We start from the raw sequence: 18,821 nt of genomic DNA on the forward strand, positions 1-18,821 counted from the left end.
TGGCTGGTGGCATCTGCTGCCATCCATGGCCTGTTGTTTGTCGTATGGCTGGATCTGAGCGGCAGTAGCAGTGCTGTATCGCAAAAGCAAACCGTGCTGGAAGTTGTCAGCATTGAAGCCATCCCTGAAGAAAAGCCTGCTACCTTGCCCTCCAAACCAGCCATCTCTGAAAATAATTCAGCAAAAGCGCCGAAACAAGTCACACAAAGAAAACCTGCAGCTGTTGTGGTCCAACCAGCTAGGAGTTCAATGCATCAGGCTGCCAGCCAGGCTCTGGAAGCAGAAAAGCCTGTTTCGGCTATTAGTGAAACTGAATCTCAGATCGCGGCAGCAGTAGTCAGCCAGTCTGCCTCTAATATCGCACAACATGAGCAGATAAACACACTGGTGAGGAACCACCTGGAATCATTCAAATTTTATCCTGCCAGTGCACGCCGACGTGGCATTGAAGGTCATGTCGATGTGGCCTTTGTTCTCAGCCATAATGGTTCTGCCGATCAAATCAAACTACTGCAGGGCTCGGGTTATGCCATGCTCGACCGGGCAGCCATGCAAACTGTGAGCAGAGCGCAACCTTTTCCTGTCGATGATGGCAGTTATCGTTTTCGCCTAAGGTTCAAACGCCTGTGAGAATCATTATATGCATGCTGCTAACCTGCCTTTCTGTGGGCAGCGCCTGGGCTGGGGAGCGTATCCTCGCCCTTTCTCCGCATGCCTGTGAAATGCTCTATGCCATCGGTGCTGGTGATGAGGTGGTTGGCGTTTCCGAATACTGTGATTTTCCGGATGCAGTAAAAAACAGACCCGTTATCGCCAACTACTCACGCCTCTATCATGAAGCTGCCCTCAGACTCAAACCCACACTGCTGATCGCTTCCAACGCCTCATTGAAAGGACTGGAAACAGCACGACAACATGGCGCCCTCATTGTCGTGACCCACCCTGAGAATCTACAAGATATTTTTGATGATCTGCATCGGCTTGGTGAACAGACAGGCCATGCATCACAGGCAACGCTACTGGTCGGCCAGTTGCAGACCAGACTGGCTGAAATCAAAGCCAAAACAGATACACGTCATCGTGTTTTTTTCGAGGTATGGAGTGATCCGCTGATGACTGAAGCCGGCAATAGCTTCATCACACAGGTTCTGGATGCAGCAGGTGGCGACAATGTATTTTCCGGCAATAATGTCGAAACCATGCGAGTGAATATCGAAGCCGTGATTCGCGCCAAACCGGCAGTGATTATCATTCCGAATCGCAGCGGCAATATTGAAAGCCGCAAGGCCTTCTGGAAGCAGTGGCTACCCACGGCTTATGTCATCGCCATCAATCCCGACCTGATCAGTCGCCCGTCTCCACGAATTGTCGAAGGTATCGCTCAACTGCAGCAGCAACTGGATCAGATTCCGTGAACCAGTCTGTGAAATGGACAATGGTACTTGTAATGCTGATTGTCGCCGCCCTGCTCTGTCTGGGTCTGGGTGAGCAGTGGATCAATCCGTTCGCAGCCAACGGTCAGGATGCAGTAATACTCTGGGAGCTACGCTGGCCCCGACTGTTCATTGCATTCACTGTCGGCGGCCTGCTGGCGCTGGCCGGAGCCTGGTTTCAGGTATTACTCGGAAACCCCCTGGCTGAGCCCTATGTGCTAGGTGTAGCAGGCTCCGCTTCAGTCGGTGCGGTCACAGCTCTGATGATCTATCCGGAATCGGCACTACTCATGTCTGTCGGAGCATTTGTCGGGGCCTGGATCGGCATTTCTATTGTCATGGCCTTTGCCCATCTCGGTTCCGGGCGCATGTTACTTGCAGGCGTCGTACTTGCTGCGTTCTGGTCTGCCCTGCTGGCACTGTTACTCGCCCTGCTTCCCAGATCGGAGCTTGGCCTGGCCTTTGCCTGGATGATGGGAGATTTATCCCACTCTGATCTACCCATTCCGCTGCTACTGTTAACCTGGGGGCTAGCACTGGTATGTGGATTCTTCTTATCCCGCTCACTCGATGCTCTATTGCTCGGAGAGAGGCATGCCGAAGCGCTCGGTATAGAAGTGAAACGATTGAGAAATCGTTTGCTTCTGCTTGCATCTGCGGTGACTGCCATTGCTGTCACTGCAGCCGGCACCATCGGTTTTGTCGGCCTTGTGATCCCGCATCTGATGCGTCTGCTGTTTGGCTCCCTGCACAGAGCTGTACTGCCTGCATCTGCTATAGGTGGTGGCATACTGTTGATGTTGGCTGATAGTGTGGCCCGTACAATAGTAGCGCCCTCCGAACTACCGGTTGGTGTTTTGACCGCCATGATCGGTGTGCCTGTATTCCTCTTTCTGCTGTTGAGGCGTTCATAATGGAAAACCTGATGCATGCATCCAGGCTCAGCCTGCAGCGCGGTGACGATCTGTTATTCAACAATCTCAACCTTTATATCCGCTCAGCTGAGATCACTGTAATTCTTGGCCCCAACGGCGCAGGAAAATCCAGCCTTCTGCTCGCACTTGCCGGCCTGATTCCAGCAGATGGGGATCTGCAACTGCAGGCCACGGCTATGAGTGAATACAGTAGAATGGAAATCGCCACAAAGGTTGCATGGCAAGGAGAATTGCCACCCACTGAATTCGGACTGACTGTCAAACAGCGTCTGAACCTTGCCAGTGATGGAGAAGAGAATCTGATTCCAGCGACTAAGGCGATGGAAATTGAGGCTCTGCTGAACCGGCCACTGGCAGAGTTATCAAGTGGTGAGCGCCAGCGCGTGGAGTTGGCAGCTCTGATGCTGCGTCCGGCACCAATCTGGTTACTGGATGAGCCTACAGCACACCTGGATATCAAACACCAAGTGCAATGTCTGAATATGATGAAAAAGCAGGCCAATGCAGGCCGCGCCATCGTGACTGTTTTGCATGATCTGCAGCAGGCCATGGCTGTTGCAGATCAGGTCGTTCTGATTGATGGTCAGGGGCATGCAGAAGCCGGGCCAGCCGGCCAAATGCTTGATGTCGACAGACTTGCAAGCTTGTTTGATACACCGTTAATCAGGCAGGGTAAGCTTTTGATGCCGGAATACGGAGATGGAATTTGAAAGCACGCGACAAACGACAGGGTATTGTGCTGGTGAATACCGGAGAAGGAAAAGGAAAATCTTCATCCGCTTTCGGTGTCACCTTTCGAGCTGCCGGCTGGGGCATGAAGGTATGCGTCATCCAGTTTATCAAGGGAAAGTGGAAAACCGGCGAAGAGAGAGCGGCAAAAGCTTTCGATAATATCGAGTGGCATGCGCTCGGTGATGGTTTCACCTGGGACACCAGAAATCCGGAGCAGGATATTAAAACCAGCCGCGAGATATGGGAGTTGTGCAAAGAGAAAGTTCTATCGCATGAGTTCGATATGGTCGTCTTTGATGAGATCAACTACTGCGCATCCTACGGCTGGATTGCAGGTTCGGAGATCGCTGATTTCATTCGAGATGAGAAACCAAAGTGGATGCATCTGATTCTCACCGGCCGTGATGCCCCGGACGAAGTGATTGAGGTTGCCGATACCGTCACCGAAATGCGTATGGTTAAACACGCATTTGAGTCCGACATTCCGGCAACACAGGGTATCGAGTTTTGAAAATACTGCTCGCCCATGGCTCATCCGATGCAAACCATGCCAAACAGGTGAACAACCTTGCCGATGAAGTATCCTGCCTGCTTGGCGAAGAGGTAGGCGCAGCATTTCTCTCCAATGAACGGCTAGCCAACGGGGCAACTGTATTACCACTGTTTCTCGGGGCAGGCAACCATGTCACAGAAGATATTCCAAAGTTGGTAGAAGCTTCAAACTGTTCGCTGCTGCCATCGTTAAACGAACATGCGAATGCGCTGGTCAAAATGGTATATGGTCATCTGACTCAGGAGAGTAAACGCATCAATGTACTCTTCGCTCTCTACCGCTTTAGTGGGTTCACCTCGCTGACTGCCGCAATCCACAGCAACAACAAGTCTTGCAGCAAAGTGGCCATGGCCTCCATGCACTCTGAACCTTCCGTCACCTCTGTGTTAAATCACTGGCACGCCGATGGTCTCAAACAAGTAACCCTGCAACCGATGCTGCTGTTTGACGGGTGCAGTCTTGCTAGGATCCACAGCATGATTGCCGAATCCTCTCATTCCGACGTGACTCTCGCGCCGGTGCTCAGCGAACATGAAGGTTTTGCCGGGCTGATTGCCAACATGTTCAGGGAGCATACATGAAACTTGATGCACCCATCAAAGCAGGTGAAGTTGCCCTTGTCGGAGCAGGGCCCGGTGATGCGTGCCTGCTGACGCTGGCTGCTGCAAAACTGATCGGCGATTGCGATGTCATTGTTTACGATGCACTGGTCTCCGAAGATGTACTGAATATGGCTGCTGTAGGCAGTGATCTGATTGAGGCCGGTAAACGCGGTGGCCGCCCTTCGGCAAAGCAACACGATATCTGCGAAACATTGATTGATCTGGCCAAAGCAGGAAAACGGGTAGTGCGTCTGAAAGGCGGCGATCCGTTTGTTTTCGGTCGTGGTGGCGAAGAGATGCGCGCTCTGGCTGCAGCCACTATCCGGTTCCGGGTCATTCCCGGCATCACAGCAGGCGTGGCGGCCCCAGCCATGGCCGGCATCCCGGTCACTGATCGTTCGGTGAATGCGACACTGGCCTTCCTCACCGGTCATGAAGCCAGTGAGAAGAGCCGCATGGACTGGAAAGCTCTAACTCAGGCCTTTCCTGTGCTGGTATTCTATATGGGGGCAAAAAACCTGCCGCAGATCGCAAACCGTTTGCTTGAAGCAGGACTTGCACAACAAACATCACTTGCCATCATTCACGCTGCAACACTGGATGATGAAAACACCATAATCAGCACACTCGAAAAAGCTGCTCGCGGTGAAATTACTGCGCATTCGCCGTCGATAGTAATCATCGGTGACGTGGTGAACGAAAGAATTAGCTGGAAGGACTAAAGATGCCCAAACCAATGATGATGCCATTCAAACGCCATGCCATTATGTGCTGTGGTAAAAGTTGTGGAGAGAATCTACCCCTGCTGAACTACCTGAAAGAAAAGGTCGCCCAGGCCGGCCTTATTGTGGGTGACCCGGACTCAGTACGCGTTAACCGTGCAGGCTGCCTTGGTGTATGTATGGAAGGCCCTGTGATGGTCGTTCATCCGGACAATGTCTGGTATTGTAATCTGAACGAGGCTGCTATTGATCGTATTGTTGAAGAGCATTTCAGAGGTGGAAAAGTCGTCGAGGAGTTTTCCTTTTATCAGGGTTGATCTCCGGTTCGGTTGACGCTCAAAGTCACACCCGGTTATAAACGACTGGCTACCAGAGCGTTTTCTGTCTAAGCTGGCTTCAGGGATAAAACTCAGGAAGGGCTTATATGCGCTTAACAGGTTTAATCATTATCTTGATGCTGGCATGTGCGCCCTGGGCACAGGCTGCTTCTTCACCCTCATCCATCGAGCAGCAACGACAGTGGTTCGAACAGGCACGCAAAGCCCTGAATAAGAACAACATGGCATCGTACAATAAACTGAAAGCCAAACTGGGTAGTTATCCGCTCACCCCGTATCTCGATATCTGGCAGGCCCGCAAAGACCTCAAAAAAGGTAGCGATACCGCCATTGCATCTCTGCTTGAGCAACATGCCGATGTACCCGAATCAATCAATCTGCGTATTGCCTGGATAAAAGACCTGGCCAAACGAGGCCAATGGGTAAAAGTCTCGGAACTGCTTGAAAAATCGCCATCGGATATCAGGCGCGTACCGGAAATTTCCATGATTGCACTCTGGCATATAGGCGCTAAGGAAACTGCTCTGCTGCAATTTTCACAACGCTGGATGAATGGAAAAAAAGTCTCCGACTTTTCCTACCGCTTGCACCAGAATTGGAAAAAACAGGGGCATCCTACTGTCGCAGAACGATGGACACGCATAGAAACATTCATACACAAGGGCAAGTGGGGCAAAGCCAAAAAACTGGCAAAAGGACTACCCAAGACAGAACAGCAATGGTTGGCGTATTGGCGACAGGTTCAAAAGCAGCCGGAAGAACATCTTTCAGCCTGGCCAGGTGCCATGACGGCAACGCCGTCCCGACTGATTCTGGCTGATGGACTGAACCGGCTGGCACGAAAAGATCCACTCAAGGCCTGGCATGCGCTGGAGTCATTGAAGGGCAAAGCGAATAAAGAGATCGAAGCGGAATTTTACAGCGCACAACAAAGACGTATCGCCCTGCGTGCGGCCAAACGGCATATGCAAGAAGCTGCAGACTGGCTGCAAAAGCTGCCGGCTCGCGAGCAGAATGAAGAGACCAGAAGCTGGCAGGTTCGATTGCATATACTTGATCAGCAGTGGCAGAAAGCCAGCCGGGTGATTGATGCCATGCCTGCAAATGAACAACAGCAAAGTCACTGGCTCTATTGGAAAGCCCGTGCGCTTGAAAACACAGGAAAGACTCAGGAATCCGGTGCTTTGTATATGCAGCTGGCAACTCAACGCGGTTATTACAGTTTTTTAAGTGCCGAGCGCCTGGGCCTGCCGTTTAATATTGAATCCTCTGATTTTCAGGCTTCAAAAACCGAGCAGGCTGCGATAAAAGAAAAACCGGCAATTATCCGTGCATATGAATGGCTACAGCTGGGTAACAGCAATAAAGCCAGCCGTGAATGGCACTTTGCCCTGAGCAGCTCACCAAAAAGCAGATGGGAAGCTGCCGCTGTTCTCGCCAGATCATGGGACTGGCATGATCAAGTGATTCGCGCTGCATTCAAGGCTGACCGACTCGATGCACTTGAAGGTCGTTTTCCTCTCGCCCATGAGAAATCCGTATTGAGGGAATCGAAACGAACAGGCCTCAGCACATCTGCAATATGGAGCATCATCCGCCAGGAATCCGCCTTCAATCAAAGGGCCACCTCCTATGTCGGGGCACGCGGACTGATGCAGTTGATGCCAAAAACCGCACGAGCCACTGCCAAAAAGCTGAAGATGAAAAGCAGGCGACCCGATCTGTTCTCTCCAGCCACCAATATCAAACTTGGTTCGGCTTATCTTGCCCAGCAGAAGAAGCGTTTCGGCAACCTTGCATTGGCTGCTGCCGCATATAATGCCGGCCCGCACAGGGTATCCAAATGGCTGGAGCGCAGCTCATTTGATGCCGCTGAAGCCTGGGTAGAAGCTATCCCGTTCAATGAAACCCGCCGTTATGTGCAGCAGGTCATGGCCTTTGTCAGCGTATACGAATGGAGACAAGCCAAAACCCCATCCAGTCTGCTTGCCAGACTGAACGAACGTATTCAGCAGGTCAGCTTGAATGAATACCCTTAATCCCGTGGCAGTAGCCATTGCAGCAACTGCTTGCTAGGCTGCGCCGCCAATTCGATATGTGAGGTAAAGACTCATGGCATTTGTTGTCACCCAGCTGTGTAAAGATTGTGTAGATACTGCATGTGTAGCCGTATGTCCGGTTGACTGTTTCTACCAACCAAAAGAGATCTCTGAGGAAACGCCAAATCTGCTCTACATCTCTCCTGAAGAGTGCATCGACTGTGCGGTATGTGAGCCGGAATGCCCTTGGGAAGCGATTTATCCTGAAGAAGATGTGCCGGAAGTATTCATCTCCGATATCGAACTCAATGAGCTCTGCGATTCTGATCGCGAGTCGTTTGATCTGGCTGAAGTGAAAGATCACACACCTCCATCATCTGAAGAAGTTGCTCAGAACAAGGCGAAATACGGCCTCTGATTCTGATCAAACCACGTTATCCAGGCGCATGTGTAGTCAGCTACACATGCGCTTTTTTTATAGGATCTGATCATCCCGCATGAAAACAGAATTACTCGGTTTACAGCATCATCAGCTTATTGATCTCTGCCAGCAGGCAGGCTTTAAAGCTGTGCATGCCGAGAAGATTCTCGCATCAGTTTTTCGCTACAATAATCCGGACTTATCAGCCATTCAGGAACTACCAACAGCGCTATCAGACTTTCTGGGGCAACATGTAACGCTACTTCAACCCGAGTGTAGCGCTGAACAGCTGGCCGACGATGGCACACGCAAATTACTACTAAAAATGAAAGATGGTAAAGAGGTGGAAACGGTTCTGATTCAGGGGCCCGGCCGCCTCACCCAGTGTATCTCCACTCAGGTCGGTTGTGCTGTCGGCTGCACCTTTTGTCTTACCGCTACCGCCGGTCTTACGCGAAACCTGAGTGCTGAGGAAATGGTTGCTGAAGTCATGGCTGGTCAGCAGATCAGTCAGCGCAATGTACGCAATCTGGTGTTGATGGGTATGGGTGAACCCCTGCACAATTATGATGCAGTGGCCCAATTTCTGCGTATCGCCACCGACCCCAAAGGCATGGCTTTCTCACCCAACCGAGTGACGCTCTCTACTTCAGGACTGGTGCCTGCCATTTACCGTATGATGGAAGATAGCCTGCCTTGTAATCTGGCAGTGTCGCTGAATGCCACGACAGATGAAGTACGCAATCGGGTCATTCCGATTAACCGGAAGTATCCCATCGCTGAACTGATGCAGGCAGTGTCTGATTATATACAACAGCGTGGCAATAAACGTGTATTAATCGAATATGTCATGCTCGCCGGTGTAAATGACTCCATTGAAGACGCAGGGCGTTTATGTGAACTGGTTTCAGGCTTGGGCTGTACGGTCAACCTGCTACCGTTCAACCCGTATGCGGGGGCTGCATATGAATGTCCTGATGAAACAACTGTGTCTGCATTCCGCTCTGTATTGGTGGAGGCAGGCATTATCGCTGTAGTCCGTGAATCACGCGGCCGTGATATTTCAGCCGCCTGCGGCCAGCTTAAAACCGAAACGGTAGCCCGACGCAAAAAACAGCGCGGAGGCTGAAATCCCGCCATCGATTTCAGTGCGGAATCTGGCTGTATGCCTGAATAAACTGCTGAACCTGTATTCTTTTCTCACCGTCAAGTTGTTTCAGGAAACGATCCAGCTGCTGGCCGCTCTCAGGTTTGGTCAACAGATCAAGTTGGCTGCGGGTTCGCAAGCCTGTACTGCGTAACAGACGCAACAATTCGATATCCTGTATATGCAGCATTAAGTCGGCCTGATCAATCCAGTCATCCAGTTGTTCTTCCGAGACCAGATTCTCAATGCGGGAGTGCAACAGGTCCCGGCGATTGCCCAGCTTCGCCAGCTGATGGATATCAACCACACCCTCTTCAAACAAACGTTCGCGCATAAATGTATTCATGCCCTGCACATGGCCAATGGAAAGCGTTGCTGCAGGTGAGATTAACTCACTCATCAATTGTGAACTTTTGATCTTCTGCCAGGTGATTTCCACTGCCTGAATAGGAAAGAAGCCAGTCATAAGCGCCACGGCCACCAGCATGGAGGCAGCTCCTTTTTTCTTCACCACAAGTGCCTTTGCATTATCGCCATCCGACTCGCGATAAGGCTGGAAGAGGGCCTGAAAGACGGTATAAACCAGTACAGAGATAAACAGCACGGCAATCATGCGAACCGCACCCGAGAAAAACAGCCGCGGCATCAGGTCCTGATTACTCGCCCGCATAACGATATTGTAGATGTTATACAGCCATGCACCGTGCAGTGCCCACAGGCAGACTGAAAGCGGGAACAACACCCCCGGTGCAACCTGACCGATGCTGACCGAACGAAATGTGCGAAGAACAAGTCCCCGCCTTGCAGATGTTTCGTGTTTATCATTGATCAGAGAATCCAGATAAAAGGCATTATCCGCCTGCAGAAGATAACCGAAGAGCAGAATACTCAAAGTCGAGATACATGCCGTAGGAACAAAAAAATCATCCCAGTCATAAATGTTTACCGACTGGTTATTATCGAGGAAACCGCCGGTATAAAGCATAAGCAGCACATAATAGATGCCGCCATACACGCTGGTAAGCACAAGCAGCGTACTGTAACGATTAAAGAACGCCGGCAAATGCATAATCCCGACACCCTGTTCGAGGGCAATGCGATAATCGTGCGCAAGCATCATCGATAGCGGGACTGCCAGAGCGGCAAAAAATATTGAAATTTCCAACAGTGACATGCCCACCCCCTCTGATCTATCAAATCCCACAATAGTGTAGCATAAAAGCTTAAGTCTGGTGCCGGCACAAAAAAAAGCGGCCCTCCATGGCCGCCTTTCAAGAATAGAGTGCTGTCATTTGAGCGCAGAAGCACTCATCTCCGTAAAACATCTCATATTGTCACGATAAATACAGTGAGCTGCTGCTTAGTTTTCGCTCAGATCAAGCGACTTTCTCACTCGTATTGATACCCAACATCGGGTACAGCGGACAAAAACTCAATAACGCTGTTACGACCAATACACCGCCAACCACATATGACCATGGGGCAAAAAGACCAAAAACAGTGCCTACTCCAATCAGGATCGCACCAAACGCAAGCCTGAAAAACCTATCCATCTCACCAAGATTTGCTTTCATCACTGACCTCCTAGTACAGCATCTTTAACAAGCAGACAGAGTATATAGATAATAATATTATTAATCAATAATATTATTAGACAAGTATGCAACATAGATCATATCGCAAAAAAAGCGCCCTTTGCAGGACGCCTTTCGCATGAAGCTGTATTAAGATCAGCCTTCGGATGTTTTACATTTACTACATGTGCTCGCTCCGACAATTGCATAGAGCGGGCAGAATTTAATCGCTGCTGTCAGTACAAATACACTACCGGCAGCAATCGCTACCATGTTCCATGGTGCTTCAAGCCCACCCATATATCCGAAAGCAATCGCTGCCGCACCGGCCACCAGTCTGAATACTCGATCAATCGTTCCTACATTTGCGTTCATCATCAACCTCCTCAGGTCACTTGTTACTTATAATAGCGGCAGTCTAGACCCATAAACATGACAAAACCGTGATATTGTCACACATCCGTAGTGGCAATGTGCCAAAGTGCATCAAGATCGATCAGCGTAACTTCTCCCCGGCCCAGGCTCACATGGCCACGCCGTTCAAAATCTTTCAGAATACGACTGATGACTTCCCGCGCCGTTCCAAGTTCCGTGGCAAGCTGTTGATGCGTCAATTTGAGCTTGTGAGAACCATCATCGAGTTCCATCAGTCGTCGAATCAAACGTGCATCCATGCGTCCGAAAGCAACATCCTCTATCAAGGCCATCAAATCAGCGATACGCTCGGATATCATGCCCAGTGCAAACTTGCGAAATGCACTGTCAGCAAGCAGTTCATCAAAACGCTGGGCTGGAATGAGTGCCAACTCAGTTTCTATTTCAGCAACACCTTCGGCCGGATAGGCCTTATCTCCAAGCAGGCAGGAGGTGGTCAGCATACAGGTCTGCCCATCCTCAACCCGATACAGCACAATCTCACGCCCCTCAGGGTCCATTTTCTGCACGCGTACCGAACCATCGAGCACAAACACATAACCCTGACAGGCATCTCCATCCCGAAACAGAACAGTCCCTTTCGGCACCTTCATCGTCTGTAGACCGGTAAGCTCTTTGGTCAGCGTTACCGGCAATTGATGCATCGATGGAAAGAGCTCCAGCCAACTTGTCATAAAACCTCCAGATCCAGACGCCTGATTCTGCGTAATGAACGTTTGAATTTATTCCACTGCCATTGCTTTCCGGGGTCCCATTTCCGTCCCGGTGCAATATCCTGATGACCAACAATTTGATTGCTCGAAATGGATGGGTAACGCTGCATCAGTACCCGGCACAAGCGCGCCGTCTCACGGTACTGTGCCTGCGTAAATGGTCGCTGCTCATCACCAATCATTTCAATACCAATGGCAAAATCATTACAACCACTACGGCCCTGCCACTCAGACAGGCCTGCGTGCCATGCCCGCTGGTCGCAGGCAACAAACTGCGTGATATGGCCTTTCCGGTCGACAACAAAATGCGCCGACACCTGTAAACCCTGCAGCGTCTCAAAATCCGGATGGGCAGCACAATCCAGAGACCCCATAAACAGCTTACAGATATGATCCAGCTCGAACGCACCGGGTGGCAGGCTGATTGCATGCAGTACAATCAAGCTTATCTCAGTGCCAGCCGGCCTCTCATTCTGGTGCGGTGATATCAGCTGTCGCATGGGCTTATCATGGTATGCATCCGAAGCAATGTCATGCCTAAACAAATGCAGTCCATTATTACACCTTTATTCGCTTCAGAATTACGGCACAATGGGCACATGAGTAGCGTTACACAGCAAGAAAAAGCACGCCTGATGAAATTGGCGACCTACGTTTCCACAACAGTCGCCCTGACACTGATTGTTACCAAGGCAGTAGCATGGTTCATGAGTGATTCTGTCAGTCTGCTGGCTACCCTGATCGACTCATGCCTCGATGCAGCAGCCTCTATCATCAATCTTCTGGCTGTCCGTCATGCACTGGCTCCGGCGGATAAAGAGCATCGTTTCGGTCATGGCAAGGCAGAGGCTCTGGCAGGGCTTGGACAGGCAACATTCATCACCGGCTCCTCGCTGTTTCTGGTTCTTGAAGCTATTTCACACCTATGGCATCCACAGCCGATTGCAGCCATGCCGGTCGCGATCGCGGTCATGGTGCTGTCCATAGTCGCCACCATGGGTCTGCTCATATTCCAGAAACATGTGATCAGTAAAACTGACTCCACTGCAATCAAAGCCGATCACCTGCACTACAAAACTGACCTGCTGGTTAATGCAGGAGTCATTGTAGCGCTGCTGCTCGCCTTTTATGGCTGGGAAGGTTTCGACCCTGTGTTCGCCATCGCTATCGCCGCCTATATTCTCTACAGCGCATGGGAAATTGCACAGGAGTCACTGGATCTGTTGATGGACCGCGAACTGCCGGTTGAAGAGCGTGACCAGATCAAGGCCATTGTACGCGCCCATCCTGAAGCAAGAGGCCTGCACGATCTGCGTACACGCAGGTCCGGCACAACAACATTCATTCAGTTGCATCTTGAACTGGATGATCACCTGAATCTAAGGCAGGCACACGCCATCGCTGATGAAGTGGAAGCCAGCATCATGGCAGAATACCCTGACTGCGAAGTGATTATTCACGAGGATCCTGCCGGGCTTATAGAAGAACACCCGGAGTTTGCAGCATGATCAGGCTGCTTGCGGGATGTATTGTATGGCTGTCCCTGTCAGCGCCGGCTTTCGCGGCATCCGAAATCATTGAAGTGTTTTTCCTGCCTATGCAGGAGGCAGCAGATGCTGCAAAAAGTCAGCTATCAGCCGATGGCAAGGTGGCCGTCATCACCTCACGCCGCATCCTTATACTGGAAGATGACAGCTCCCATATCAAACAGGCCAAAGCACTGTTGAAACAGATGGATCAGCCGGTTCAGCAATTCCTGGCTCAGGTTGAGATTGAAGATATCCGTTCAGACAGTGGCACGAGCGCAAAACTGTCATCGGCACAGCTATCCCCGGCCCTATCCGGCGGTTGGGCTCGCATTCGCCTGAATAACAGTGGCAACAGATCGAATAACCGCAGCAGCTTCCAGCTGCGCATCAGCGCAAATGAACCGGGCAGTATCGAAGTCGGCACCCTGCAAACACTGAGCCGCGAAACCAGAGCATGGCTTTCGGGTTACGGGCTGGTGAAAATGAATAGTGTGGAACTGATACCCATCACCTCTGGCTTCAAGGTGCAGGCATGGCCGGTAGGACTCGATCAGGTGCGCGTGCGCATTACCCCATGGATGCAGCGTAAAACTGCTCAGGTTTCCGGGCAACAAGAGATGCTGATTGATCTTGGCACTGCACAAAACCCGAACAGAGCACCGTCCAATACCGCCAATATGCGCTACAATGCCGTGCCGCATGTTCGTAACAATGCCATCGTGGAGCTTACTGGTGCAGCTACGGAATTAACTGTGCCGCTGAATGAGACAGTCACCATTGCAGCATCACAAAATGAGGCAAACAAGCTGGGCAGCGCCCTGCTCTCTCGCCATTCAACGATCGGAAAAAGATCTGTTGTGATCCGGGTTCGTATGACGCGTTAGACAGTCACACAACAAAACTAGCGCTGCAGACGATACCACTGTGCTTTTTTAGTTAGCCAGAATTCCCGATATTCATCTGCAGTCACTTCACCATCGCGATTGGCATCCATCTCTCTGAACCGCTGATTCATGCGCTGCTCAATCATGGCTCTGTATTCACTGCGTGATACACCTTCGGAATCATTGGCATCCAGTTCCATGAATGTTTTGACGATTTTATCCGTGGCAGTCATTGGAGCCGCCGATGCAGGCGAAGTTAAACAGCCCATTGCAATCAAAATAGTCATCAAGCGCATATACATGATTTACCTCTCCTGAAGCCCATTCACAGGGATTTTATGTTAACAGGCTCTTAACTCTCTGCCATGATTCATGACAGACGCGACTTTATCCAACTTACGACCATCCTGCGAGGGGAAACATGAAAGCCTATCTAGATTTAATGCGCCATGTGCGTGATAACGGCACCCAGAAGGGTGACCGCACCGGTACGGGTACAAAATCTGTATTCGGCTATCAGATGCGTTTTGATCTCTCGGAAGGTTTCCCGATGGTGACGACAAAAAAAGTGCATCTGAAATCAATCATCCATGAACTACTGTGGTTTCTGAAAGGTGATACCAATACCAAATACCTGACGGAGAATGGCGTCACCATCTGGAATGAGTGGGCGACGGATGATGGCTCTCTCGGCCCGGTGTACGGTTATCAGTGGCGTAACTGGCCCACCCCGAATGGTGAATCAATCGATCAGGTTGCCGAACTGATTGAGCAGATTAAATCCAAACCCAATTCTCGCCGGCTGATTGTGTCGGCCTGGAATGCCTCCGATCTGCCCGATGAATCGATCAGCCCGCAGGCCAATGTGGCCAACGGCAAAATGGCGCTCGCCCCCTGCCATGCCTTTTTCCAGTTCTATGTTGCCGATGGCAAACTCTCCTGCCAGTTATATCAGCGCAGTGCTGATATTTTTCTCGGTGTTCCGTTCAATATCGCCAGCTATGCACTGCTGACCATGATGATCGCCCAGGTATGCGACCTTAAGCCCGGCGATTTCGTACACACCTTCGGCGATGCGCACCTCTACTCCAATCATATGGAACAGGTGGAAACGCAACTGGCACGTGAGACGTTTGCCCTGCCGACTATGACCATCAATACGGATGTAAAAAACATCTTCGACTTCACCTATGATGACTTCGAACTGGAGGGTTATGAATGCCATCCCGGTATTCGCGCCCCGATTGCAATTTAATTGAGGACTTAACCATGAGTGAATCAGATAACATTATTGAAAACTTGGGACCTTTGGCAGCTCTGGCTGGAATATGGGAGGGTGATCAGGGTATTGATGTTGCGCCCGGTAAGGATGGGCCGGTCGAATCTTTATACCGTGAACGCATTGTATTTGAACCGATGGGACCGGTAAAAAATGGCATACAGGAGCTTTATGGCCTGCGCTACTCAACCACCGCATGGCCACTGAATGAAGATGATCCGTTTCATGAAGAACTCGGCTACTGGATGTGGGATGCTTATGCCAACCAGGTCATGCGCTGCTTTATGGTACCGCGCGTAGTCACTGTCAACGCTATCGGTACAGCTGCTGCAAACGACAAAGCATTTTCACTCTCTGCCAATGCAGGATCGGAAATCGCAGGCATACTCTCCAATCCATTCCTCGATAAGGCATTCAAAACTGTCCGTTATGAGTTGGATGTGAATATCCATGATGATGGCAGCTTCAGCTATTTCGAAGATACGCAACTGCAGGTGCACGGCTTTGAGGCACTATTCCACCACACTGATAAAAACCGACTGCAAAAGGTAAGTGACTGATATGATTTCCTTCATCTGGGGACAGGATAAGAACCGGCTGATAGGCCGCGACAATGCGCTGCCCTGGCGCCTGCCTGCAGACATGGCCTGGTTCAAAAAATCGACCATGGGCAAACCCATCCTGATGGGCCGTAAAACTTATGAGTCTATCGGACGCCCTCTTCCCGGTCGTACCAATCTGATTCTGACCCGCCAGCCTGATTTGCAGATTGATGACTGCACAGTGATCCACTCGCTCGATGAGGCCATTGCAGCCGTTCCCGAAGCTGAAGAGATCATGGTGATGGGGGGTGCAGAAATCTATGCACTGCTGTTCGATCATGCCGAGCGTTTATACATCACCGAAATCGATAGCGAGTTTGAAGGTGATGCATGGTTCCCAGAATTTGACCGCAGCGCATGGCAAGAAACCTATCGCGAATCACACACTCCGGATGAGAAAAACCAGCACCCCTACACTTTCATCATTCTTGAGCGCGCATAGAGTTTAATCCGGTCCATTGGCTGTTTTCGGCCACTCAAAGAAAAACTACGGCGCATATAGCGTAGTTATTTTTTACCCAACTTCGATTTTTTATAGGTATGTATGTGTCGCCCGAACTCTCTGTCTTTAGAGCGTTTCTCCGCTAGAGAGGCGGCATTCAGCTCCTGCTCTTTCATCAGCTTAATATAATTGGAAAGTCGTCGCTCTCCTATATTGCCTGCCTCGATTGCCGCACGAACAGCACAACCGGGCTCATTTTCATGCTGGCAATCTTTAAACCTGCAACGATTGGCAAGCTCGCTGATTTCACTGAATGTCTCCTCAATCCCCTGCTCGCAGTTAGCCAGTTGCAATGCCCGCATACCCGGCGTATCGAGTAGTAGGCCCCCTGAAGGAAGGATGTGGATTGATCTTGACGTTGTGGTATGACGTCCTTTCGCATCATCTTCACGGATGGCTTTTGTATTCTGCACGTGCTCTCCCATCAGTGTATTAATTAGCGTTGATTTGCCGACTCCAGACGAGCCCAAGAATGCAACTGTTTTCCCTTCTACACACCGAGCATCAAGCTGACTGGCACTTTCCGCATCAAGGCAGTTCACTGCAATCACTTCAAGAAACGAAGCCATTCCTTTGATCTGCTCGAAGAGCTGATCTGGATTCTCACAAACATCCAACTTCGTTAATACAATCACCGGATCAACTCCAGCCTCATTGGCCAGAGCCAGATAACGCTCTATACGGTTAAGATTGAAATCTTGATTCATGGAGTTAACGATAAATACAGTATCGATATTGGATGCTATCAACTGGCTTGAAACCTTTGTTCCAGCCGCTTTACGGGAAAACAGTGAGAACCGGTCAAGCGGACGAATAAAGCTGTATGCTGAATCCAGAACAATCCAGTCACCCACTGCAAATACAGGCATGCTTTTTGAAATATGTATCGATCTTTTGCCCTCTGAGGTCTGCAAATGAATCATGCCCCTCTCCTGAGAGACAACCCGACCCACCCTGGTGTTTTCCCACTCTTCAAGCGTAAGCTGTTGTTGAAAATAGGCCTTCCAGCCTAATCGAGAAAGAGCTCTGAAATTTATCAAAAAACCTCCCAGGAAACATAAGCCTAGATAAAGCTTATCAAGCAAATGAAATATAGCACAGTCAGAACTACTGAATAACCGAAATTGACCTCAAGCAGCCATTCTTTCGCCAGCAAACTAATGGGCTGTAAAACCATCTGTCTGTTGTCCCCCATTTGGAGGACAGACAAATTTTAAATCATGGTCTACAATCAGATTTATTCATATTGGATGGGGGTTCAATTGAAGGTTTGGTCAATGAGAAGAGAAGCATTTATGGTCTGGCAGGACTTGCCAACAATAGGTGAATTTATCAAAGCGCATGGAAGTATTTCACTTGGAGGATTACATTGTCCGAGCTGCAAGTCAGAGAATATTAGCAGTGCCGGATGGGAGTCAGAAGATGACCCAAGACGCATTCATATATGCAATTCATGTGATAGCTATCTCTATAGGTCTGAATGACTGATAGGCCGAAATCAGTTATTCGGTCAGCACTCCCGTCACCTTCTATTAGCTGCTGGCGATCAGTTCCCTGTTACTGCGGATCATGGACTGGATGATTTTCACATATGCCATGCCGCGTTCGGAATAGGACTTCAATCCCACAGCCAGCTTTTCAGCATTGAGATCATGGCCCTTGTTTCTGGAGATTTGTCTTAAGCTGCGGAAATCCGCATAAGCACGCGTGGTATTGATATTGCGCATATAGGCATTGACCGATTCACGTGCATCGGAAAAACGGCGCACTTCATGAGTTGCTCCGGCAGCGCGCTGTTTCGGTACAAGGCCGCAACCTTTTGTGTAACACCACTGCCCGAAGTAGTTGTTGCCCTTGCGGGCAAAGCGGGATGTGCCCCAGGCTGACTCATTGGCAGCCTGAATCAGTGCCATCTCCAGCGGAATGGCATCCACACGTTTCACAAGTTTCTGCCACTCAGCCTTGTCTGGCTGCTGCTTGATGCTTATTTTGTATTCATTGCCCAGTGCCTGCAGCCATTTCAAATCGCTGCCGCTGAGAGAGTGCTTCTTCTGCAACCTGAGCAATTTCTCTCGCTGAATTGCGATACGCTGATTCTCGCTTTCGATATGCGGCTTCATAAAAGCAAAGAACTTCTGTTTTTTCTCGTTAGCACTCTGTTTTACTGCCGGCTTGGTCGGCTCCGGTTCTTTTTTTACGGTCATCGTCGAGCAGGCAGTCAATGTGGCCAGCGCCAGCATCCATATAATCAGGGTAAGGCCCGCACGGATGAAAAGGGTTGAGGTAAGGACAGGTCGTTGCATAGGTCAACTATGCGGCAGGTTTTTACAGACGTCGGTGACTGACCGCACAAAACTTTCCACCGGCTGCAGATGCATTCT

The 18,821-nt window shown here is 50.3% G+C and carries 24 protein-coding genes; 16 read left to right on the forward strand and 8 right to left on the reverse strand.

Annotated elements, in window-relative coordinates; translation table 11 throughout:
* Positions 1-6 precede the first annotated feature (6 nt).
* The 11 genes from MMIC_RS02840 to rlmN all read left to right on the forward strand — a co-directional run bounded on the left by MMIC_RS02840 (position 7) and on the right by rlmN (position 8,904).
* Positions 7-630: an energy transducer TonB gene (locus tag MMIC_RS02840; RefSeq protein ID WP_072658836.1), complete on the forward strand. Its 624-nt coding sequence runs from the start codon at positions 7-9 to the stop codon at positions 628-630.
* A 14-nt stretch (positions 631-644) separates the two neighbouring features.
* Positions 645-1,415, forward strand: coding sequence for a helical backbone metal receptor (locus MMIC_RS02845; protein WP_083530407.1), 771 nt, complete (start codon positions 645-647; stop codon positions 1,413-1,415).
* 20 nt (positions 1,416-1,435) lie between these two features.
* Positions 1,436-2,347 (forward strand): FecCD family ABC transporter permease, encoded by a 912-nt coding sequence (locus tag MMIC_RS02850; RefSeq protein WP_072658976.1) that lies wholly within the window; start codon positions 1,436-1,438, stop codon positions 2,345-2,347.
* Positions 2,347-3,078, forward strand: a complete 732-nt coding sequence (locus MMIC_RS02855) for an ABC transporter ATP-binding protein (protein ID WP_072658838.1) — start codon at positions 2,347-2,349, stop codon at positions 3,076-3,078. The genes MMIC_RS02850 and MMIC_RS02855 overlap by 1 nt, the downstream gene beginning before the upstream one ends.
* Positions 3,075-3,611, forward strand: coding sequence for a cob(I)yrinic acid a,c-diamide adenosyltransferase (gene cobO, locus MMIC_RS02860; RefSeq protein ID WP_072658839.1), 537 nt, complete (start codon positions 3,075-3,077; stop codon positions 3,609-3,611). The genes MMIC_RS02855 and cobO overlap by 4 nt, the downstream gene beginning before the upstream one ends.
* Entirely contained in the window at positions 3,608-4,234 is a 627-nt protein-coding gene (locus tag MMIC_RS02865) for a sirohydrochlorin chelatase (RefSeq protein ID WP_072658840.1), read from the forward strand. The genes cobO and MMIC_RS02865 overlap by 4 nt, the downstream gene beginning before the upstream one ends.
* Complete coding sequence (cobA, locus tag MMIC_RS02870) at positions 4,231-4,977, forward strand: uroporphyrinogen-III C-methyltransferase (RefSeq protein ID WP_072658842.1); 747 nt, start codon at positions 4,231-4,233, stop codon at positions 4,975-4,977. Before MMIC_RS02865 ends, cobA begins: the two co-directional genes overlap by 4 nt.
* Positions 4,978-4,979: 2 nt before the next feature.
* Entirely contained in the window at positions 4,980-5,294 is a 315-nt protein-coding gene (locus tag MMIC_RS02875) for a (2Fe-2S) ferredoxin domain-containing protein (RefSeq protein WP_072658844.1), read from the forward strand.
* Between the two features lie 107 nt (positions 5,295-5,401).
* Positions 5,402-7,354: a transglycosylase SLT domain-containing protein gene (locus MMIC_RS02880; protein ID WP_072658846.1), complete on the forward strand. Its 1,953-nt coding sequence runs from the start codon at positions 5,402-5,404 to the stop codon at positions 7,352-7,354.
* 73 nt (positions 7,355-7,427) lie between these two features.
* Positions 7,428-7,772, forward strand: coding sequence for a 4Fe-4S dicluster domain-containing protein (locus tag MMIC_RS02885; protein WP_072658847.1), 345 nt, complete (start codon positions 7,428-7,430; stop codon positions 7,770-7,772).
* 79 nt (positions 7,773-7,851) lie between these two features.
* The gene (gene rlmN, locus MMIC_RS02890; RefSeq protein ID WP_072658849.1) at positions 7,852-8,904 is read left to right on the forward strand and encodes a dual-specificity RNA methyltransferase RlmN; all 1,053 of its coding nucleotides are present in this window, start codon (positions 7,852-7,854) and stop codon (positions 8,902-8,904) included.
* 16 nt (positions 8,905-8,920) lie between these two features.
* On the opposite strand, the gene MMIC_RS02895 is transcribed toward rlmN, so the two are convergent.
* The 5 genes from MMIC_RS02895 to ampD all read right to left on the reverse strand — a co-directional run bounded on the left by MMIC_RS02895 (position 8,921) and on the right by ampD (position 12,144).
* Entirely contained in the window at positions 8,921-10,096 is a 1,176-nt protein-coding gene (locus tag MMIC_RS02895) for a helix-hairpin-helix domain-containing protein (RefSeq protein WP_072658850.1), read from the reverse strand.
* A 202-nt stretch (positions 10,097-10,298) separates the two neighbouring features.
* Positions 10,299-10,496 (reverse strand): YgaP family membrane protein, encoded by a 198-nt coding sequence (locus tag MMIC_RS02900; protein WP_072658852.1) that lies wholly within the window; start codon positions 10,494-10,496, stop codon positions 10,299-10,301.
* Between the two features lie 156 nt (positions 10,497-10,652).
* A complete protein-coding gene (locus MMIC_RS02905; RefSeq protein ID WP_072658854.1) occupies positions 10,653-10,871 on the reverse strand; it encodes a YgaP family membrane protein in 219 nt (72 codons plus the stop codon).
* A 77-nt stretch (positions 10,872-10,948) separates the two neighbouring features.
* Positions 10,949-11,605, reverse strand: a complete 657-nt coding sequence (locus MMIC_RS02910) for a Crp/Fnr family transcriptional regulator (RefSeq protein ID WP_072658856.1) — start codon at positions 11,603-11,605, stop codon at positions 10,949-10,951.
* Positions 11,602-12,144 carry a 1,6-anhydro-N-acetylmuramyl-L-alanine amidase AmpD gene (gene ampD / locus MMIC_RS02915; protein WP_072658858.1) on the reverse strand — a complete coding sequence of 181 codons (543 nt, stop codon included), beginning with the start codon at positions 12,142-12,144 and terminating at the stop codon, positions 11,602-11,604. The genes MMIC_RS02910 and ampD overlap by 4 nt, the downstream gene beginning before the upstream one ends.
* Before the next feature lie 99 nt (positions 12,145-12,243).
* Between ampD and MMIC_RS02920 the strand changes: the two genes are divergently transcribed.
* Entirely contained in the window at positions 12,244-13,152 is a 909-nt protein-coding gene (locus tag MMIC_RS02920; protein WP_143144852.1) for a cation diffusion facilitator family transporter, read from the forward strand.
* Complete coding sequence (locus MMIC_RS02925; protein ID WP_072658859.1) at positions 13,149-14,057, forward strand: hypothetical protein; 909 nt, start codon at positions 13,149-13,151, stop codon at positions 14,055-14,057. The genes MMIC_RS02920 and MMIC_RS02925 overlap by 4 nt, the downstream gene beginning before the upstream one ends.
* A gap of 17 nt (positions 14,058-14,074) precedes the next feature.
* On the opposite strand, the gene MMIC_RS02930 is transcribed toward MMIC_RS02925, so the two are convergent.
* Positions 14,075-14,344 (reverse strand): EF-hand domain-containing protein, encoded by a 270-nt coding sequence (locus MMIC_RS02930; protein ID WP_227819321.1) that lies wholly within the window; start codon positions 14,342-14,344, stop codon positions 14,075-14,077.
* A gap of 134 nt (positions 14,345-14,478) precedes the next feature.
* Here MMIC_RS02930 and MMIC_RS02935 point away from each other — a divergent pair, with 134 nt between their 5' ends.
* From MMIC_RS02935 to folA, 3 genes are read left to right on the forward strand one after another with little or no spacing between them, the layout of a single operon-like run.
* Positions 14,479-15,312, forward strand: coding sequence for a thymidylate synthase (locus MMIC_RS02935; protein ID WP_072658863.1), 834 nt, complete (start codon positions 14,479-14,481; stop codon positions 15,310-15,312).
* A gap of 14 nt (positions 15,313-15,326) precedes the next feature.
* On the forward strand, positions 15,327-15,896 hold the full coding sequence (locus MMIC_RS02940) for a heme-binding beta-barrel domain-containing protein (RefSeq protein WP_072658865.1): 570 nt from the start codon (positions 15,327-15,329) through the stop codon (positions 15,894-15,896).
* A gap of 1 nt (position 15,897) precedes the next feature.
* Complete coding sequence (gene folA / locus MMIC_RS02945) at positions 15,898-16,380, forward strand: type 3 dihydrofolate reductase (protein WP_072658980.1); 483 nt, start codon at positions 15,898-15,900, stop codon at positions 16,378-16,380.
* A 65-nt stretch (positions 16,381-16,445) separates the two neighbouring features.
* On the opposite strand, the gene rsgA is transcribed toward folA, so the two are convergent.
* Positions 16,446-17,363, reverse strand: coding sequence for a ribosome small subunit-dependent GTPase A (gene rsgA / locus MMIC_RS02950; protein WP_083530408.1), 918 nt, complete (start codon positions 17,361-17,363; stop codon positions 16,446-16,448).
* A gap of 609 nt (positions 17,364-17,972) precedes the next feature.
* Positions 17,973-18,743: a glucosaminidase domain-containing protein gene (locus tag MMIC_RS02955; RefSeq protein ID WP_072658868.1), complete on the reverse strand. Its 771-nt coding sequence runs from the start codon at positions 18,741-18,743 to the stop codon at positions 17,973-17,975.
* Between the last annotated feature and the right edge of the window lie 78 nt (positions 18,744-18,821).

The organism is Mariprofundus micogutta (assembly GCF_001895085.1).
GTDB lineage: Bacteria > Pseudomonadota > Zetaproteobacteria > Mariprofundales > Mariprofundaceae > Mariprofundus > Mariprofundus micogutta.

Bases quoted from the DNA above. Each gene is read 5' to 3' on its own strand.
- folA (WP_072658980.1), top strand. From the start codon at position 15,898: ATGATTTCCTTCATCTGGGGACAGGATAAGAACCGGCTGATAGGCCGC.
- MMIC_RS02935 (WP_072658863.1), top strand. From the start codon at position 14,479: ATGAAAGCCTATCTAGATTTAATGCGCCATGTGCGTGATAACGGCACC.
- MMIC_RS02905 (WP_072658854.1), bottom strand. From the start codon at position 10,871: ATGAACGCAAATGTAGGAACGATTGATCGAGTATTCAGACTGGTGGCC.
- rsgA (WP_083530408.1), bottom strand. From the start codon at position 17,363: ATGATTCATTTGCAGACCTCAGAGGGCAAAAGATCGATACATATTTCA.
- MMIC_RS02885 (WP_072658847.1), top strand. From the start codon at position 7,428: ATGGCATTTGTTGTCACCCAGCTGTGTAAAGATTGTGTAGATACTGCA.
- MMIC_RS02920 (WP_143144852.1), top strand. From the start codon at position 12,244: ATGAGTAGCGTTACACAGCAAGAAAAAGCACGCCTGATGAAATTGGCG.
- MMIC_RS02925 (WP_072658859.1), top strand. From the start codon at position 13,149: ATGATCAGGCTGCTTGCGGGATGTATTGTATGGCTGTCCCTGTCAGCG.
- MMIC_RS02895 (WP_072658850.1), bottom strand. From the start codon at position 10,096: ATGTCACTGTTGGAAATTTCAATATTTTTTGCCGCTCTGGCAGTCCCG.
- MMIC_RS02875 (WP_072658844.1), top strand. From the start codon at position 4,980: ATGCCCAAACCAATGATGATGCCATTCAAACGCCATGCCATTATGTGC.
- MMIC_RS02845 (WP_083530407.1), top strand. From the start codon at position 645: ATGCTGCTAACCTGCCTTTCTGTGGGCAGCGCCTGGGCTGGGGAGCGT.
- MMIC_RS02900 (WP_072658852.1), bottom strand. From the start codon at position 10,496: ATGAAAGCAAATCTTGGTGAGATGGATAGGTTTTTCAGGCTTGCGTTT.
- MMIC_RS02850 (WP_072658976.1), top strand. From the start codon at position 1,436: ATGGTACTTGTAATGCTGATTGTCGCCGCCCTGCTCTGTCTGGGTCTG.
- rlmN (WP_072658849.1), top strand. From the start codon at position 7,852: ATGAAAACAGAATTACTCGGTTTACAGCATCATCAGCTTATTGATCTC.
- MMIC_RS02855 (WP_072658838.1), top strand. From the start codon at position 2,347: ATGGAAAACCTGATGCATGCATCCAGGCTCAGCCTGCAGCGCGGTGAC.
- MMIC_RS02930 (WP_227819321.1), bottom strand. From the start codon at position 14,344: ATGACTATTTTGATTGCAATGGGCTGTTTAACTTCGCCTGCATCGGCG.
- MMIC_RS02880 (WP_072658846.1), top strand. From the start codon at position 5,402: ATGCGCTTAACAGGTTTAATCATTATCTTGATGCTGGCATGTGCGCCC.
- MMIC_RS02955 (WP_072658868.1), bottom strand. From the start codon at position 18,743: ATGCAACGACCTGTCCTTACCTCAACCCTTTTCATCCGTGCGGGCCTT.
- MMIC_RS02910 (WP_072658856.1), bottom strand. From the start codon at position 11,605: ATGACAAGTTGGCTGGAGCTCTTTCCATCGATGCATCAATTGCCGGTA.
- cobA (WP_072658842.1), top strand. From the start codon at position 4,231: ATGAAACTTGATGCACCCATCAAAGCAGGTGAAGTTGCCCTTGTCGGA.
- MMIC_RS02940 (WP_072658865.1), top strand. From the start codon at position 15,327: ATGAGTGAATCAGATAACATTATTGAAAACTTGGGACCTTTGGCAGCT.
- ampD (WP_072658858.1), bottom strand. From the start codon at position 12,144: ATGCGACAGCTGATATCACCGCACCAGAATGAGAGGCCGGCTGGCACT.